Below are 15,620 nucleotides of genomic sequence, written 5' to 3'. Positions count from 1 at the left end.
GCCCTCATGCGACCGTCGAGTAGGCGACGATGCCGTGCCGGACGAGCTCGAGCGCGGCACGGGCCGCGCGCCCGACCTTGCCCTCGGCCACGAGCGAGAGCTGGTCGAGTAGGTCGATCGTCTGCTTCGCCCAGCGGACGAAGTCGCCGGCGGCCATGTCGGACTCGCGGAGGACCGCGTCGAGCGGCATCCCGCGCGCCCACATGTTCATCGGCAGCGCCAGGCTGGTGGAGATCGGGTTGCTGCCCGGGAGCCGGTGGTCGCGCTCGACGTCGTCGAGCTTCGCCCACAGCAGCTGCGTCTTCTCGAGCGCCTCGGGGAAGGTGCCGCGCGGGAGGTGCTTCTCACCGAGGGTGCCCTCCTCGCGGCGGGGCTCGAAGACCAGGCAGCAGGCCATCGCGGCGAGACCGGCCGGGTCGAGCTCGGTCCAGGCCTGCTTGCGCAGGCACTCGGCCACGAGCAGGTCGCGGTCGCCGTAGATGCGCTTGAGCGTCCGGCCGTTCGGGGTGAGGGACAGCTCGCCGGCCTCGTCGAGCCGGAAGTAGCCGAGCTCCCTCAGCACGTCCGTGATCCGGTCGAAGATGCGAGCGACCGCGCCGGTGCGCGAGCGGATCTGCCGCTCGATCTCGTCGGTCTCCTTGCGCAGCTTCCACCAGCGCTCGGCCCAGCGGGCGTGCTGCTCGCGATCCGAGCAGGCGTGGCAGGGGTGCGCCTTCATCCGGCGGCGCAGATCGCTGAGCTGCCCCTGCCGCTTCTCGCGCTCGCTGTGCGATGCGGACTCGCCGCGGACGGCGCCGCGGCGCTCCAGCTCGCCGATCTCGCGGCGGATCGCGGCGTACTGCTCGAAGTCGCCGAGGTGGCACTGCATCGCGGTGACGTAGCCCTCGAGCGAGGTCTCCTGCTGCCGGACGCGACGCGCCAGGTCGACGACGGAGCGGTCCGCCTGGAACTGCGCGAACGAGGACTCGAGGATCTCGCGCGTGCGCGCCCGGCCGAACTGGTCGATCAGGTTGGCCGCCATGTTGTAGCTGGGCCGGAAGGACGAGTTGAGCGGGTAGGTGCGGCGCGAGGCGAGCGAGGCCACGGCCTGAGGGTTCATCCCGCCGCGCCACTGGATCACCGAGTGGCCCTCGACGTCGATCCCGCGGCGGCCGGCGCGACCGGTCAGCTGGGTGTACTCGCCCGGGGTGATCGGCACCCGGGACTCGCCGTTGAACTTCTCGAGCTTCTCGAGCACGACCGTGCGGGCGGGCATGTTGATGCCGAGTGCGAGCGTCTCGGTGGCGAAGACCACTCGGACCAGGCGGCGGAGGAACAGCTCCTCGACGACCTCCTTGAACGCGGGCAGCATGCCGGCGTGGTGCGCGGCGACGCCGCGCTGCAGCCCGTCGAGCCACTCCCAGTAGCCGAGGACCGCGAGGTCCTCGTCGCGGATCGTCCGGCAGCGCTCCTCGACGATCGCGCGGATCTCGTCGCGCTCGTGCCGCTCGGTGAGCCGGACGCCCGAGCGCAGCACCTGACGAACGGCCTGGTCGCAGCCGTTGCGGCTGAAGACGAAGAAGATGGCCGGCAGCAGGTTCTTGCCGCGCAGGATCTCGACCACCTCGGAGCGCGGGACGAGGTCCTCGGTGCGGGTCTCGTGGAAGCGACCGCCGCCGCCACCCCGGCCGCGACCGGAGCCGCGACCGCCGCGCTCGACGCGGGTGCCGCCCTGCGCGAGGCGCGCCAGCTCGGGATTGACGCGGTTGGTCGCCGCGCGCCCGGACGAGTCGAAGAGGTCGAGCAGCTTGCCGCCGACGAGGACGTGCTGGTCGAGCGGCACCGGCCGCTCCTCCGAGACGATGACCTCGGTCTCGCCGCGGACGGTCTGCAGCCAGTCGCCGAACTCCTCGGCGTTCGACACGGTCGCGCTGAGCGACACCAGCCGGACCGACTGCGGGAGGTGGATGATGACCTCCTCCCAGACCGCGCCGCGGAAGCGGTCGGCCAGGTAGTGCACCTCGTCCATCACGACGTAGGCGAGGTCGCGGAGCAGGTCGGAGTCCGCGTAGAGCATGTTGCGGAGCACCTCGGTCGTCATCACGACGATCCGGGCGCGCGCGTTGACGTTCGAGTCGCCGGTGAGCAGGCCGACCTCGGACGCTCCGTAGTCCTCGACGAACTCCTGGAACTTCTGGTTGCTCAGCGCCTTCATCGGCGTCGTGTAGAAGACCTTGGCGTTCGGATCCTGCATCGCCAGGTGGATGGCGAACTCGGCCACTGCCGTCTTGCCGGCACCGGTCGGTGCGGCGACGAGGACGCTCCGCCCGTCGTCGAGCGCGCTGCAGGCCTCGTACTGGAAGGGGTCGAGGTCGAACGCGAGGGTCGAGCGGAACGCCTCGACCCTCGCGTGGCCCTGTCGTGTGCGGAACGCCGCGAAGCGCTCGGCGGGAGTGGCGCCGGTCACACCGGCAGGTCGGAGGGACTGCCGTCAAAGACGATCTGCCGCTTGGCGACGCGCCTGTCGTGCAGGATCGCGATGCCGCAGGCGGCGAAGAACAGGATCGTGATCGGGATCGCCAGCAGGAACATCGAGATCGGGTCCGCCGCCGGGGTGGCGATCGCCGTGAAGAGCACGATCACCATGATGGCGACACGCCACGACTTGATCATCAGCGAGCCGGGCAGGATGCCGACGAAGTTCAGCAGCACCAGGAAGACCGGCAGCACGAAGGCGATGCCGACGACCAGCACGAGCTTGAGCACGAAGTCGTAGTACGTCTTCGCGCTGAGCACGCTCGCCGCGTCCGAGCCGGTGAAGCTCGTCAGCAGCTCGACGATGTGCGGGAAGACGAACCAGCCCGAGGCGCAGCCCGCGAAGAACAGCGGGATCGCGGTGAGGATGAAGCCCAGGCCGTAGCGGACCTCCTTGCCGGTCAGACCGGGGACGAGGAACGCCCAGATCTGGAACAGCCAGACCGGGCTCGCGATCACGATGCCGATGGTCATCGCGATCTGGAGCTTGAGGTCGAACGCGCCGGTGATCGTCTCGAAGTTGAGGACCGCGGTCTTGTTCTGATCGCGGGCGACCTCGGCGATCGGGGCCTTGAGGGCCTCGAGCACCCAGTCCGAGAGGAACCAGCCGGCGACGCAGCAGACCGCGATCGCGATCGCCGCGATGAAGAGCCGGTTGCGAAGCTCGATCAGGTGGGACCCGAGGGACATGCGTCCCTCGGGGTTCTTCCCCGCTCGCTTCGTCCGTGGCTTCTTCGCTGCCACGGAGGTCATTACTTGAGCGGGGACTCGGGCGGCAGCGTCGTGCCGGTGCCGGTGGTCGTACCCGTGGCGGTGGTCGAGCCCGAAGCCGTGGTCGAGTCCGTCGCGTCCTTGCGCTCGGTCCCGTCCTCGTCCTTCATGGTCTTGACCTCGCTCTTGAAGATGCGCATCGACTGCCCGACGCTGCGCGCGAGCTGAGGAAGCTTGGGCGCACCGAAGAGGAGGAGGATGACGGCGAGGATGATGAGGAGGTGCCACCCCTGGAGGCCAGCGAACATTGCAGTCTCACTTCACTTGTCGGTTGCGGTGTACCAGGAGCCTACCCCGTTCGACCCGGAGTGACCGGCGATCCTCGGTCCTCTCCCGGCGGGCGTCCCGGCGGGACTCGTGGCCGCGGCGGACCTCGTCGCGGTCGGCGAAGAGCGAGGACGGCGGCCGGGTCGACGCCTCGGCGGGCTCCGGCACCTGCAGGGCGTCGAGCTTCGCGGTGATCTCCTCCAGCTGGCCGAGCAGCAGCCGGCCCTTCCGCCAGTAGGACAGCCCGAACAGCACGAGCACCGCCAGGGCGGCGATCGCGAGGACGAGCCAGATCAGGATCCAGGACCACCAGGTCACGGGGTCTCCTCTCCATTGGCCGTCAGCGCGGCGCGGGTCCACTCGGCGACGGCGGTGCGCGCCGCCTCGGGGGCGACGACGGTCACGAGCCCGGGCAGCGAGGCGACCAGGCGGGTGAGACCGGCGAGGTGCGCGACGCGGATCCGGACGAGCACTCCCGCACCCTCGTCTCCGGCGGGAACCGACGGGAACTCGGCGTCCGCGGCGTAGTCGCCCAGCAGCGCGACCGAGCCCGGGGCGACCCGGAGGTCGATCAGGAGGTCGGAGGCGGACGCCTCGAACAGCCGGTCGGGCAGCGTGACCTCGTTGCGGCGGCGGACGATCGGGGTCCCGGTGTCGGTGAGCGCGCGCATCCGGTCCACGCGGAAGGTGCGGACGCCCTCGCGCAGGTGGTCCCAGCCGCGCAGGTACCAGTCGCGGTCGACCGACTCCAGCAGGAACGGGTCGACGAGCCGCGACTCGGTCTCGCCGCGGGCGCTGCGGTAGTCGAAGGCGAGCTGCGTCCCGGCGGCGAGCGAGGTGCGGAGGGTGGCGAGCGAGGCGTCCGCGCCGACGCCCCGGGCGACCGCGACGGCGGTCGGAGCCGAGGAGGCGCCGCGGGCGAGCTTGCCCATCAGCGAGGCGATGCGATCGTTGCCCTGGTTCTCGGGCAGGGCGGCCAGGTACTGCATCCCGGCGATGAGCGCCGCGGCCTCGCGCGCCGAGAAACGCGGCGAGTCGTCGATGGCGACCTGCTGGGTGAGGACGATGTGGTCGTTCTCCTCGAAGTCGTCCCAGCTGATGTCGAAGAGGTCGTTGGACTGGTACTGGGAGGTCTCGCCGGGGATGCCGGAGACGGCGATCAGCCGGACGGCGCGGCGGACCTCCTCCTCGGCGATCTCGAAGTGCGCGGCGACCTCGGCCACGCTCACCCGGCCGCGGTCGAGGAGGTACGGGACGAGCGAGAGCAGGACGGCGAGGCGGTCCCGCGCCTGGAGCGAGCGGGGCCTAGCCATCTGCGGCTCCCCCGTGCTCGGTGACGGCGTGGTCGGCGAGGATGCGGCGCAGGCGGTCGACGACCTTGCGACGCAGCTCCTCCGGCTCGAGGACGACGACCTCGGGGCCGTAGCCGGCGAGCTCGTCCGCGAGGACGTCGGCGTCGGTGAAGTGCAGGCGCAGCAGGTCTGTGCCCTCCCCCGCCGCCTCGGCGCGCACGCCGAGCCGGAGTGCCGCGTCGGAGTCGGGCGCGACCTGGAGGAGAGCGGTGCTGCGGGCGAGGATCTCGTCGAGCTGGGCGAGGGCGGTGGCGGCGTGGTCGCCCGGCTCGGCCGGGGCGGTGCGACCGGTGGTCGCGACGGGTCCGACGATGCGGGAGAGGAGGAAGGTGCGGGTGCCCTCGGCGGTCTCGTCCCAGCCGTGCAGGTGCCAGCGGCCCTGGTGGTTGACGAGCGCGCGCGGACGGACGGTGCGCGTCCGCGGCTCGTCGCCACCGGGCTTGAGGTAGGGGAAGCGGACGACCTGCCCGCGGTCGAGCGCCGCGTTGAGCGGCTCGAAGGAGGCCTCGCGCACCCGGATCGAGGGGCTGATGCCGATCACCGGGTCGACCGAGTCGACGCCGAGCGAGCGCAGCTTGATCAGGGCGCGGCGCGACTCCGCGGAGAGCGTGCCCTCGCGCCAGACCGCGCCGGCGAGGCGCAGCAGCGCCATCTCCTCCTGGTCGAAGGAGAGGTCGGCGGGGAGGTCGTAGCTGCGCTTGGCGATCCGGTAGCGGACCGTCTGGGTGTTGCCCGGGTCGCCGGGCGCGTCGACCGTCTCGATCGGGATGCCGAGCTCGCGCAGATCGTCCTTGTCGCGCTCGAACTGCCGCTCGAGAGAGGCGCGGTCTCCCGGGTCGGACCGCTGCCGATAGCCCTGCACCGTGGAGAGCACGTCGGCCTTCGTCAGCCCGTTCTCGGCGGCCACGAGCGCCAGCACCAGGTTGAACAGACGCTCCTCGGCCGGGATGCGGCTCGAGGTCGAAGCGTCGGCGGGCACGCCCTCCAGTCTAGGGCCGGGCCCCGCCGCCCCCGACGTGCCCATACATGCCTTGCGGACCGGCGGCCGCCCCGCGCAAGCAGGCTGGTCGAGTAGCCCCGCAGGGGCGTATCGAGACCCACGCCCTCAGCCCTGACAGCGCCGGATCTCGATACGCCCGCTCCGCGGGCTACTCGATCAGCAGAGGAGAGCCACACCCCGACCATGCTGGTCGAGTAGCCCCGCAGGGGCGTATCGAGACCCCGCCTCCGTCAGAAGGCCGCGCCTGCAGACCCGGCTCCGGGTAGAAGGGGATCTCGATGCGCCCCCACAGCGGGCTGCTCCATCAGCGAGGACGGAGCAGCGCGCTCAGTTGATGGCGAGGACGTCCGCGACGAAGACGATGGTCGAGTCGGGGCTGATGCCGCTGGACTGCGGCGGGTTGTCCCCGTAGCCGTCCTCGGGCGGGATGATCGCGATGACCTGGGAGCCGACCGGCTGGCCGATCAGGGCCTTGGCGAAGCCGGGGATGACGCCGCCCTGGCCCTCGGTCGCGACGAAGGTCGCCGGGGCGCCCTTCTGCCAGCTGGAGTCGAAGATCTTGCCGTCGGCCCAGAGCCAGCCGGTGTACTGGACGACGACGGTGTCGCCGTCCTCGACGACCGCGCCGTCGCCCTTCTTCAGCTGGGCGATCTCGAGCGTCGTGGGCGCGTCGCCGGAGGGCTTGGCCAGACCGGGGACGCCGTCGGGGTCCAGCGTCACGGCGGGGAAGCCGTTCGGCACCGGCTGGGCCTCGCCGTTCGCGCGGGCCAGCGACGCCTTCTCGATGTCCGCGACGAGCACGAGGGTGTCGTCGGCCGAGATGCCGAGCTGGGCGGAGGAGTCGCCGAAGCCGTCCTCCGGGGCGATCGCGATCGCGACGCGCGAGCCGACCTGGCTGCAGAGCAGACCCTGGTTGAGGCCGACGAGCCCGGCGCCGCCCACCGTGAAGGTGGCGGTGCTCGCTCCGTCGTAGGGCGAGGCCTCGAGGACCGAGCCGTCGGCGCCGTTGACCAGCGTGTAGTCGATCGTGACGAGCTGGCCCTTCTCGAGCGGGTCGCCGGAGCCCTCGATCAGCGTGCTGACCTGGGTGCCGTCCGCCTTCAGCGGCGAGGGCACCGTCACGTCGGGCTGCTCGCCGAAGTCGCCGGTCGCCTTCACGGCCGACGACGAGGCGCCGGACGAGTAGGGGGCGTCGCAGTCGGCCTTCGACGAGGACGCGGAGCATCCGGTCAGGGCGGCGACGATGCCGATGCCGGCGATGAGCGCGGTGGTCCTGCGCACGGGTCCTCGTTTCACGAAGTGGGAGTGGTGGGGCCCGAGTGCGAGACGATCGGGACGGCGGCTCGGCCCGGGGACCGGAAAGCCGGGATCAGCTTAGACGATGCCCTCGTCGTCACCGGAGCCGGTCGCGGCACCGCCGTCGCCGTCCGCGTCGGCCTCGCCGAAGCCCCGCGCCCGCGAGAGCTCGGCGCTGGTGGCCGACTCCCGCACCCGCTTGCGCAGGCTCTTCGGGCTGACGGCCCGCTCCCCGAGCGCGCCGGGGGTCCAGGCCTCGACGTCCTCGTCGCTGAAGTCCGTCTTGGACGGGCGGCGCTTGAGCTCCGGCAGGACCGCACCCGGCGCCAGGCGGCGGGCGGTGATGAGGAAGCCGGTGTGGCCGATCATCCGGTGGTCGGGGCGGACGGCGAGACCCTCGACGTGCCAGCCGCGGACCATGGTCTCGTTCGACGCCGGGTTGGTGAACAGGCCCGACGCGCGGATCGCCTCGGCGACGCGCGAGAGCTGGGTGACGGTCGCGACGTAGCAGAGCAGGACGCCGCCGGGCGTGAGCGCGTCGGCGGCGACGTCGAGGCACTCCCAGGGCGCGAGCATGTCGAGGACGACGCGGTCGGCCTCGCCGGGGGCGACGGCGCCGGGCAGCTCCTCGACGAGGTCGCCGACGGTGACGCTCCAGTTGTCGGGCGTGTAGCCGAGGAACGTCTCGATGTTGGCGCGGGCCACGTCCGCGAACTCCTCGCGGCGCTCGAAGGAGGAGAGCCGGCCGCCCGGGCCGATCGCGCGCAGCAGCCAGAGCGAGAGCGCTCCGGAGCCGACGCCCGCCTCGACGACGCGGGCGCCGGGGAAGACGTCCGCGAGCGCGAGGATCTGCGCGGCGTCCTTCGGGTAGACGATCGCCGCTCCGCGCGGCATCGACATCACGAAGTCGGCGAGCAGCGGACGCAGGGCGAGGTGCTCGACGCCGACGGTGTTGACGACGACGGAACCGTCGGGCAGCCCGATGACCGTGTCGTGCTCGATCCCGCCGCGGTGGGTGTGGAAGACCTTGCCCGGGACGAGGGTGATGGTGTTCATCCGCCCCTTCGGCCCGGTCAGCTGCACACGGTCGCCCGCGCGGAAGGGTCCGGAATGCTGCAGTGCCTCACCGGTCATCGGCGGGCCTCCGTCTCGGTCGTGAGCGCGCGGGAGCGGTGCTCGGAGGACACCAGCGCGAGGTCCGCGACGGTTCGGCCCGCGAGGGTGGGCCAGAGGGAATAGGGGGCGTCGGCGTCGAGCTCGAGCTGGTGCGGCACGCCGATCGCGGCGGCGCCCGAGGCGACCGCGGAGGCGAGGCCGGCGTGCGAGTCCTCGATGGCGACGCAGGCGTCCACCTCGACGCCCAGGGTGCGCGCGGCGAGGAGGTAGGCCTCGGGGTGCGGCTTGCTCTGCTCGACCATGTCGCCGCTGACGACGGTGGCGAAGGCGGGGAACGGGAGGCGGTCGACGACGGCGTGCGCCATTCGGCCGATCGACATCGTGACCAGCGCCTGGGGCACCCCCGCGTCGCGGACGGCGGCGAGCAGCTCGAGCGCGCCGGGGCGCCACGGGATGCTCTCGGCGAGCTGCGCGACGACCTCGTCGGTCATCCGGTCGATGATCGCCTCGATGGAGAGGTCGACGCCCTTGCCCTGGAGGATGCGGGCGGAGGCGGGGAGGCCGGAGCCGACCAGGCTCATCGCGTCCTCGTGCGTCCAGACGCCGCCGAACGAGGCGACGAGCGCGTGCTCGGACGCCATCCAGTAGGGCTCCGTGTCGACGAGCGTGCCGTCCATGTCCCAGAGGACCGCGGCGGGAGCGCCCTCCGGGAGCGGGGGCTGCGGCCGGGACACGGGGAGGGAGGTGTCGGAAGTCACGAGCGACCATCGTACCGGCAGCCCCGATCGGGCCGACCGTACGCGCACAGCGGAAAGACGCGGGCCGGACGGAGGGGTCCGGGGCCGGGTCCTATCCTTGACGAACGGGTTCAGCGCACGCAGCGCTCCCCGGACATCGAGCCGAACACGGAGACCTCGCCTATGAACGTGATCAAGGGGAACGTCCTCGTCGTCGCCTTCGAGGGCTGGAACGACGCGGGCGACGCGGCCAGCGGAGCGGTGCGCCTGGTGAAGGACGCGGGCGAGTTCGTGCCCCTCTTCTCGGTCGACGCCGAGCAGTACTACGACTTCCAGTACACTCGCCCGATGCTGTCGATCGGCGAGGACGGGCGCCGCAGCCTCTCCTGGCCCGGCACCCAGATCTTCGGACCGGCCGACACCTCGGTGGACGCGGAGAGCGCCCTCTACGTGATGATCGGCACCGAGCCCTCGCGCAGCTGGAAGAGCTTCGCGTCGGAGGTCGTCGACGCCATGCTCGCGATCGACATCTCGGCCGTCGTCTTCCTCGGCGCGATGCTCGCCGACGTGCCGCACACCCGGCCGATCTCGCTCTTCGCCTCGAGCGAGAACGCGGAGATGCGCGCCCAGTTCGAGCTCGAGCGCTCCACCTACGAGGGGCCGGTCGGCATCCTCAGCGTCATCGGCGAGGCCGCGCAGAAGGTCGGCATCCCGGCCGTCTCGCTCTGGGCCTCCGTGCCGCACTACGTGCACAACGCGCCGTCGCCCAAGGCGATGCTCGCGCTCCTCGAGAAGCTCGAGGAGGTCGTCGGACTGGCGATCCCCCGCGGCGATCTGGTCGAGGAGGCCGGCGAATGGGAGCGCGGCATCGACGCCCTCGCCCTCGACGACGAGGAGATGGCGGCCTACATCGCCCAGCTCGAGCAGGCGCGCGACACCGTCGACTCCCCCGAGGCGAGCGGCGAGGCCATCGCCCAGGAGTTCGAGCGCTACCTCCGCCGCCGCGGCGACGGCCGCTCCGGCGAGGAGCCCTGGCGCCCGTAGCCCGCGCGCTGATCGGACGACCCGCGCAGCGCGTCCCCTTCATGCTGATCGAGTAGCCCGCGCAGCGGGCGTATCGAGATCCGGCGGGCCGAAGGCTCAGCCCAGGCGGACGCCGAGCAGCGCGTCGATCGCGTCGCTCAGGAGCGCGGGGTCGTCGACGCCGCCGGCCGTCGCGGCGTCGAGCAGCGCGAGGGCGCCCGGGGTGTCGAGGTCCACCGCGAGCACGGCGCGCAGGCGCTCGAGCACGTCCGCGGCCGACGCCGGCCCGCTCGTGGCGAGCGACGCCTGCCACCGGGCGAGGCGCTCCTCGGCGGCGGGCAGAGCCTCGGGCAGCCACTCCCAGTCGGAGCGGTAGTGGTGCGCCAGCAGCGCCAGGCGGATCGCGCGCGGATCCGTCCCCTGCGCCCGCAGCCGCGACACGAGGACGAGGTTGCCGAGCGACTTGCTCATCTTCTCGCCCTGGTACGCGACCATGCCGGCGTGCGCGTAGGCGCGGGCGAGTGGTCGGCCGGACAGCGACGCGGCGTGCGCGGCGCTGAACTCGTGGTGCGGGAAGACCAGGTCGCTCCCGCCGCCCTGCAGGGTGAACTCCGGCCCGAGGCGGTCGAGCGCGATCACCGAGCACTCGATGTGCCAGCCCGGCCGGCCCCGGCCGACGGCCGCGTCCCAGGCGGGCTCGCCCGCGCGCTCGGCGCGCCAGAGCAGCGGGTCGAGCGGGTCGCGCTTGCCTGCGCGGTCGGGGTCTCCCCCGCGCTGCGAGAAGAGGTCGGCCATCGTCGCGACGTCCAGGTTGCTCTCGCTGCCCAGGCGCCAGACGTCGCTCTCGCCGGCGGCGATGTCGTAGTAGAGGTCCTCGCCCCCGTCGACGGCGGCCTCGGGCGTGGCGACGCGGTAGGCGATGCCGGCGCTCTCGAGGCGGGCGACCGCCTCCGCGATCGGCGCGATCGTCTCGGTGACCCCGTCGTAGTGGTCCGGCGGCAGGATCCGCAGCGCGGTCATGTCGCCGCGGAACAGCTCGACCTGCTCCTCGGCGAGGTCGCGCCAGTCGACTCCGTCGCGCGTCGCCCGCTCGAGCAGCGGGTCGTCGACGTCGGTCACGTTCTGCGCGTAGAGCACCGAGTACCCCGCGTCGCGCCAGAGACGCTGCACCGTGTCGAAGGCGAGGTAGGTCGAGGCGTGGCCGAGGTGCGTCGCGTCGTACGGCGTGATGCCGCAGACGTAGAGGCGCGCGGTGCCGTCCGCGGCGACGAGCTCGACGGGCGCACCCGTCGCGGTGTCGTGCACGGCCGGCACGGGTCCGCGACCGGGCAGGGCCGGGACGACCGGCGCGTTCCAGGTGCGCATCTACGCGGCGAGGAGGCCCGTGCTCAGCGCGACCATGAGGACGACGCCGAGGACGATGCGGTAGATCACGAACGGCAGGAAGCTGCGGCGCGAGATGTAGCTCATGAAGAAGGCGATCACGACGAAGCCGACGACGAAGGCCACGATCGTCGCGACGAGCGTCTCGAGCCCGCCGACCTGGATCTGGTTGGGCAGGATCTCGGGGTCGCTGATGCTCTTGTACAGCTGGTAGAGCCCGCTGCCGAACACCGCGGGGATCGCGAGCAGGAAGGAGTAGCGCGCGGCGGCCTTCCGCTCGTAGCCCATGAAGAGGCCGGCAGTGATCGTGCCGCCGGAGCGCGAGACGCCGGGGACGAGGGCGAGCGCCTGCGCGCCACCGAAGATCAGACCGTCGCGGCCGTTCAGGTCGCGCAGCCGGCGCTTCTTCGCGCCCACGGCGTCGGCGACGCCGAGCAGGATGCCGAAGACGATGAGCGTGGTGGCGACGACCCAGAGCGAGCGGAGCGTCGTCTCGATCTGGTCCTGGAAGAGCAGGCCGAGCACGATGATCGGGAGGCTGCCGATGATGATCAGCCAGCCCATCCGGGCGTTCGCGTCGGTGCGCGGGACCTTGCCGACCAGCGAGCGGCACCAGCTCGACACGATCTTCACGATGTCGCGCCAGAAGTAGATGATGACCGCGGTCTCGGTGCCCAGCTGCGTGATGGCGGTGAACGCCGCTCCGGTGTCCTTGCCGTCCAGCCCGGGGAGCAGCTCGCTCACGATCCGGAGGTGGGCGCTGGAGGAGATGGGGAGGAATTCGGTCAGACCCTGGACGAGTCCCAGGATCAGCGCTTCGAGCAGGCCCATGCGTCACTTTCGAGGAGGGCTGGGGCGTCGTCGGCCAGCAGGCGGTCGGTGGTGGTCGTCGATCTGACCATCAGGATCGCAGGAGGAGATCGGTCAGGACCTTCCTGCCAAACACTAGTGCGTCGAGCGGAACCCGCTCATCGACCCCGTGGAACAGCGCCGGGAAGTCGAGCGAGCCCGGCAGCTGCAGCGGCGCGAAGCCGTAGCCGGTGATCCCGATCGTCGAGAGAGCCTTGTTGTCGGTGCCCCCGGACAGGAGGTACGGCAGCACCTCCGCCTCGGGGTCGAAGCGGCGGAGCGAGGCCGCCATGCTCTCCACGAGCGGACCGGCGAAGGGCACCTCGAGTCCGATGTCGCGGTGCTGGACCAGGATCTCGACGTGCTCGCCCGCGAGGACCTTCAGGCGCTCGAGGACGGCGTCCTCCTCGCCGGGGAGCACGCGGACGTCGATGGTCGCCTCCGCGGTGTCCGGGATGACGTTGGCCTTGTAGCCGGCGGAGAGCATCGACGGATTCGCCGTGGTGCGCAGCGTCGCCGCGATGAAGCGCGAGGCGGTGCCGGTGGCGAGCGCGAGCTCCTCCGGGGTGCTGCGCTGAGGGTCGTGGCCGAGGATGCGGGCGACCTCGCCGAGCAGCTCACGGGTGGTGTCGGTGAGGCGGGTGGGCCACTCCTCGCTGCCGATGCGCGCGATCGCCTGGGCGAGGCGGGTGACCGCGTTCTCGCCGTTGATCTGCGAGCCGTGGCCGGCCGTGCCGCGGGCGCGCAGCGTCAGCCAGAGCAGCGCCTTCTCGCCGGTCTGCACGAGGTAGGCGCGCTTGCCGCCGAGCTCGATCGAGTAGCCGCCGACCTCGCTGATCGCCTCGGTCGCGCCGGCGAAGAGCTCGGGGCGGGTCTTGACGAGGTGGCCGGAGCCGCGGACGCCGCCCGCCTCCTCGTCGGCGAAGAAGGCGATGACGAGGTCGCGGGAGGGCTTCCGGCCACTGCCGAGGATGTCGCCGAGGGAGGCGAGGATCATCGCGTCCATGTTCTTCATGTCGACCGCGCCGCGGCCCCAGAGCATGCCGTCCTTGATGACGCCGCCGAACGGATCGACGCTCCAGTTGTCCGCGATGGCCGGGACGACGTCGAGGTGCCCGTGCACGACGAGGGCGCCGCGCTCGCGGTCCTCCCCCGCCACCCGGGCGACGACGCTGGTGCGGCCGGGATCGGAGTCGATCAGCTCGGGCTCGAGGCCGAGATCGCGCAGACGGGCGGCCACGTACTCGGCGGCCTCGCGCTCGGGCTCGGCCTTCCCGTCGCCGTAGTTGCTGGTGTCGAAGCGGATGAGGTCCCGCGCGATGATCGCGGTCTCGTCGAGATCCGACTCGGAGGGGGCGGCGGCGCTGTCGGAGGACGTCATGCCCCCACGCTAGCGGGCGGGCTCGCGGCCCCCCTCTCCCCCGGTGTCATCCGAGGCGTTCGAACCGTGCTAATGTCTTCTTCGGCCGCGGAAACGCAGGCCGGAAACAACACTCGTCCGGGTGGCGGAAATGGCAGACGCGCTAGCTTGAGGTGCTAGTGCCCGTATAGGGCGTGGGGGTTCAAGTCCCCCCTCGGACACCGGCAGAACCCCTCGATCTCATGGAGATCGGGGGGTTCTTCTCGTTGGTGGCGGCGGTTCGTGCAGCCGTGACCGCGAGCGATGCGGTCAGAGGTCGAGAAGGCCCTGGGCCGTGCTCCAGACGGTGTCGCTCGTCGCGTCGTCCAGATCGGTGTCGACGAGCCTCTCCAGCAGGAGCTCCGGGTCGATGAGACCGTGCCGGACCAGGGCTGAGACGAAGGACCGGTCCTTGTCCCGGTTCGCGACAAGCTTCGCCACGCACAGGTCGTGCGGGTCGAGGCACCAGCCGATCCGCCCTCGGGTGTTGTCGTTCTGCACTCGAAAGAGACGGCCCTCCCAGCCGCGAGGCAGGACCGCCGTCCTCCGGCCGACACCGTCCAGGTGGAACCCGTGCGTGGCGTCGAACGAGGACAGCTCGCCGGCTACTCCGCTGAGTCTCGTCGCCAGGGTCTCACTGTCGGTGTCGTTCAGCGGGAGGACGTCGAGCTCGTTCGATGCCGTCGCCTCGACGGGCAGCTCCGACTCGCTCCAGGTGCCCAGCACCGACTGGGAGCCGATGATGATCACCTCGTCGGCCTGGATGATCTCCGTCGCCGCGCGGATCCCGTGCTCCAGCTCGGCCCGGTTCACGCGCTCGCCTCGAGCACGGCCGATCGCTCCTCGTCGGGGATCAGCCCGGCGAGCGGTGACACCGAGCGCAGGTCGTGGGCGTGCTCCGTCTCGACGAGCAGGGCCTCGATCTGCGTGGAGAGCGGGCTGCGGAGCAGCTCTTCCCACTCGTCCAGCCACCGGTGCGCGTCCCCGCGGACCTTGCCTCGCAGCTGCTCGAGCCGTTCTTCCGCCCGAGGACGGGAGTCCGGAGAGCGGTCGAGGAGCTCCAACGCGGCGCGGTGGAGCTGGACGGAGCGAGCGGTCTCGCGACGCAGGGACCGATCACGGTCGAGACGATCCGCCTCGACCTCGGCCATGACTTCCGTGTGAGAGGGGAGGGCTCGCCTCAGGAGACGGCGCGCGGCGAGCGCCGTCGTCCGGTCGGTCCGTCGCGCGAGCGCGGCGATGCTCAGCCCGATCGGCACCGGTCCCTCACTGACGAACGGCCACCGCGCATCGGGGACGTGATGCAGGATCACGGACGTCGCTGACGGGCCGGCTGCGGCGTCCTCTCCTCGGAGCCGAGCCTTCAATCGGGTGGAGACGAGGATCTCGAGGCGGCTGGCGTCACGCAGGCCCGCTCGAGGATCCGATACTCCGACGGGAAGGAGCTCCCGCTCCCCCCGCAGCTGCTCGACGAGACCGGTGGACAGCTCTAGGGACTCCGGCGGCAGAAGCTTCGCGGTCCACGAGCGCGTCACCGCCACGGGATCCTCCGCGCTCTCGAGTCGCTGGATCATCCGGGTGATGCGACTCCGCTCGGACCTCGTCAGAGCCGGGTCCACAACACCCGAGAGCGTGGCGACGAGTCCCCACGCCATCCGGTCGCCGAGTGGGCGGGACACACGCGGGGCCGGGACATTCTGATCACCCCTGATGACATGCACGCCTCCGACCTTCTCCGCCCGGATGCGCCCCTCGGCGATGAGCTGCCGGATGCGCGCCGCACTGACGCCGCGCTCTCGTGCGACATCGGCGACGGACTTCAGCTCCTGCTCGGTCATGAGAAGAAGTCTATCGATGACGCAAGGGAAGTGCACCGCTCGAGCAGTGGTCGAGCCCTCCCGAAGTCGCCGTCG

The 15,620-nt window shown here is 71.6% G+C and carries 16 protein-coding genes and 1 tRNA gene; 3 read left to right on the top strand and 14 right to left on the bottom strand.

Going from position 1 to position 15,620, the window contains the following annotated elements; genetic code table 11:
- Positions 1-4 precede the first annotated feature (4 nt).
- The 9 genes from MT351_RS16840 to MT351_RS16800 form a co-directional block, all read right to left on the bottom strand.
- Positions 5-2,446, bottom strand: a complete 2,442-nt coding sequence (locus tag MT351_RS16840) for an RNA helicase (RefSeq protein WP_132436206.1) — start codon at positions 2,444-2,446, stop codon at positions 5-7.
- Positions 2,443-3,204 carry a twin-arginine translocase subunit TatC gene (tatC, locus tag MT351_RS16835; RefSeq protein ID WP_243582735.1) on the bottom strand — a complete coding sequence of 254 codons (762 nt, stop codon included), beginning with the start codon at positions 3,202-3,204 and terminating at the stop codon, positions 2,443-2,445. Before tatC ends, MT351_RS16840 begins: the two co-directional genes overlap by 4 nt.
- 62 nt (positions 3,205-3,266) lie before the next feature.
- Positions 3,267-3,533 carry a Sec-independent protein translocase subunit TatA gene (tatA, locus tag MT351_RS16830; RefSeq protein WP_123446332.1) on the bottom strand — a complete coding sequence of 89 codons (267 nt, stop codon included), beginning with the start codon at positions 3,531-3,533 and terminating at the stop codon, positions 3,267-3,269.
- Between the two features lie 7 nt (positions 3,534-3,540).
- The gene (locus tag MT351_RS16825; RefSeq protein ID WP_243582734.1) at positions 3,541-3,870 is read right to left on the bottom strand and encodes a hypothetical protein; all 330 of its coding nucleotides are present in this window, start codon (positions 3,868-3,870) and stop codon (positions 3,541-3,543) included.
- The gene (locus MT351_RS16820; protein ID WP_123735748.1) at positions 3,867-4,865 is read right to left on the bottom strand and encodes a YafY family protein; all 999 of its coding nucleotides are present in this window, start codon (positions 4,863-4,865) and stop codon (positions 3,867-3,869) included. Before MT351_RS16820 ends, MT351_RS16825 begins: the two co-directional genes overlap by 4 nt.
- Positions 4,858-5,883: a YafY family protein gene (locus MT351_RS16815; RefSeq protein WP_243582733.1), complete on the bottom strand. Its 1,026-nt coding sequence runs from the start codon at positions 5,881-5,883 to the stop codon at positions 4,858-4,860. The genes MT351_RS16820 and MT351_RS16815 overlap by 8 nt, the downstream gene beginning before the upstream one ends.
- 348 nt (positions 5,884-6,231) lie before the next feature.
- Complete coding sequence (locus MT351_RS16810) at positions 6,232-7,185, bottom strand: FKBP-type peptidyl-prolyl cis-trans isomerase (RefSeq protein WP_243582732.1); 954 nt, start codon at positions 7,183-7,185, stop codon at positions 6,232-6,234.
- 93 nt (positions 7,186-7,278) lie between these two features.
- Complete coding sequence (locus MT351_RS16805) at positions 7,279-8,334, bottom strand: tRNA (adenine-N1)-methyltransferase (protein WP_243582731.1); 1,056 nt, start codon at positions 8,332-8,334, stop codon at positions 7,279-7,281.
- Positions 8,331-9,074 (bottom strand): HAD family phosphatase, encoded by a 744-nt coding sequence (locus MT351_RS16800; RefSeq protein ID WP_308197773.1) that lies wholly within the window; start codon positions 9,072-9,074, stop codon positions 8,331-8,333. Before MT351_RS16800 ends, MT351_RS16805 begins: the two co-directional genes overlap by 4 nt.
- A gap of 162 nt (positions 9,075-9,236) precedes the next feature.
- On the opposite strand from MT351_RS16800, the gene MT351_RS16795 reads away from it, so the two are divergent.
- Positions 9,237-10,097: a proteasome assembly chaperone family protein gene (locus tag MT351_RS16795; protein ID WP_123704219.1), complete on the top strand. Its 861-nt coding sequence runs from the start codon at positions 9,237-9,239 to the stop codon at positions 10,095-10,097.
- Between the two features lie 96 nt (positions 10,098-10,193).
- Here MT351_RS16795 and mshC read toward each other — a convergent pair whose 3' ends face one another.
- From mshC to MT351_RS16780, 3 genes are all read right to left on the bottom strand, one after another.
- Positions 10,194-11,441 (bottom strand): cysteine--1-D-myo-inosityl 2-amino-2-deoxy-alpha-D-glucopyranoside ligase, encoded by a 1,248-nt coding sequence (gene mshC / locus MT351_RS16790; RefSeq protein WP_243582730.1) that lies wholly within the window; start codon positions 11,439-11,441, stop codon positions 10,194-10,196.
- Positions 11,442-12,290, bottom strand: a complete 849-nt coding sequence (locus MT351_RS16785) for an undecaprenyl-diphosphate phosphatase (protein ID WP_123446324.1) — start codon at positions 12,288-12,290, stop codon at positions 11,442-11,444.
- A gap of 70 nt (positions 12,291-12,360) precedes the next feature.
- A complete protein-coding gene (locus MT351_RS16780) occupies positions 12,361-13,689 on the bottom strand; it encodes a M20/M25/M40 family metallo-hydrolase (RefSeq protein WP_123735753.1) in 1,329 nt (442 codons plus the stop codon).
- A 115-nt stretch (positions 13,690-13,804) separates the two neighbouring features.
- Between MT351_RS16780 and MT351_RS16775 the strand changes: the two genes are divergently transcribed.
- Positions 13,805-13,889: transfer RNA gene (locus tag MT351_RS16775), tRNA-Leu, on the top strand.
- A gap of 88 nt (positions 13,890-13,977) precedes the next feature.
- Here MT351_RS16775 and MT351_RS16770 read toward each other — a convergent pair.
- Positions 13,978-14,520, bottom strand: coding sequence for a DUF6036 family nucleotidyltransferase (locus MT351_RS16770; protein WP_243582729.1), 543 nt, complete (start codon positions 14,518-14,520; stop codon positions 13,978-13,980).
- Entirely contained in the window at positions 14,517-14,771 is a 255-nt protein-coding gene (locus tag MT351_RS16765; protein ID WP_132436212.1) for a hypothetical protein, read from the bottom strand. The genes MT351_RS16770 and MT351_RS16765 overlap by 4 nt, the downstream gene beginning before the upstream one ends.
- A gap of 651 nt (positions 14,772-15,422) precedes the next feature.
- Here MT351_RS16765 and MT351_RS16760 point away from each other — a divergent pair.
- A partial coding sequence (locus MT351_RS16760; RefSeq protein WP_243582728.1) for a hypothetical protein occupies positions 15,423-15,620 on the top strand: 198 nt, incomplete at its 3' end.

This window comes from Rathayibacter sp. VKM Ac-2926, from assembly GCF_022815565.1.
Lineage (GTDB): Bacteria > Actinomycetota > Actinomycetes > Actinomycetales > Microbacteriaceae > Rathayibacter > Rathayibacter festucae.
The sequence above is the reverse complement of the archived record's forward strand: the minus strand, read 5'-3'. Positions and strand labels throughout refer to the sequence as shown.

Bases quoted from the DNA above. Each gene is read 5' to 3' on its own strand.
- tatC (WP_243582735.1), bottom strand. From the start codon at position 3,204: ATGTCCCTCGGGTCCCACCTGATCGAGCTTCGCAACCGGCTCTTCATC.
- tatA (WP_123446332.1), bottom strand. From the start codon at position 3,533: ATGTTCGCTGGCCTCCAGGGGTGGCACCTCCTCATCATCCTCGCCGTC.
- MT351_RS16820 (WP_123735748.1), bottom strand. From the start codon at position 4,865: ATGGCTAGGCCCCGCTCGCTCCAGGCGCGGGACCGCCTCGCCGTCCTG.
- MT351_RS16805 (WP_243582731.1), bottom strand. From the start codon at position 8,334: ATGACCGGTGAGGCACTGCAGCATTCCGGACCCTTCCGCGCGGGCGAC.
- MT351_RS16795 (WP_123704219.1), top strand. From the start codon at position 9,237: ATGAACGTGATCAAGGGGAACGTCCTCGTCGTCGCCTTCGAGGGCTGG.
- mshC (WP_243582730.1), bottom strand. From the start codon at position 11,441: ATGCGCACCTGGAACGCGCCGGTCGTCCCGGCCCTGCCCGGTCGCGGA.
- MT351_RS16785 (WP_123446324.1), bottom strand. From the start codon at position 12,290: ATGGGCCTGCTCGAAGCGCTGATCCTGGGACTCGTCCAGGGTCTGACC.
- MT351_RS16780 (WP_123735753.1), bottom strand. From the start codon at position 13,689: ATGACGTCCTCCGACAGCGCCGCCGCCCCCTCCGAGTCGGATCTCGAC.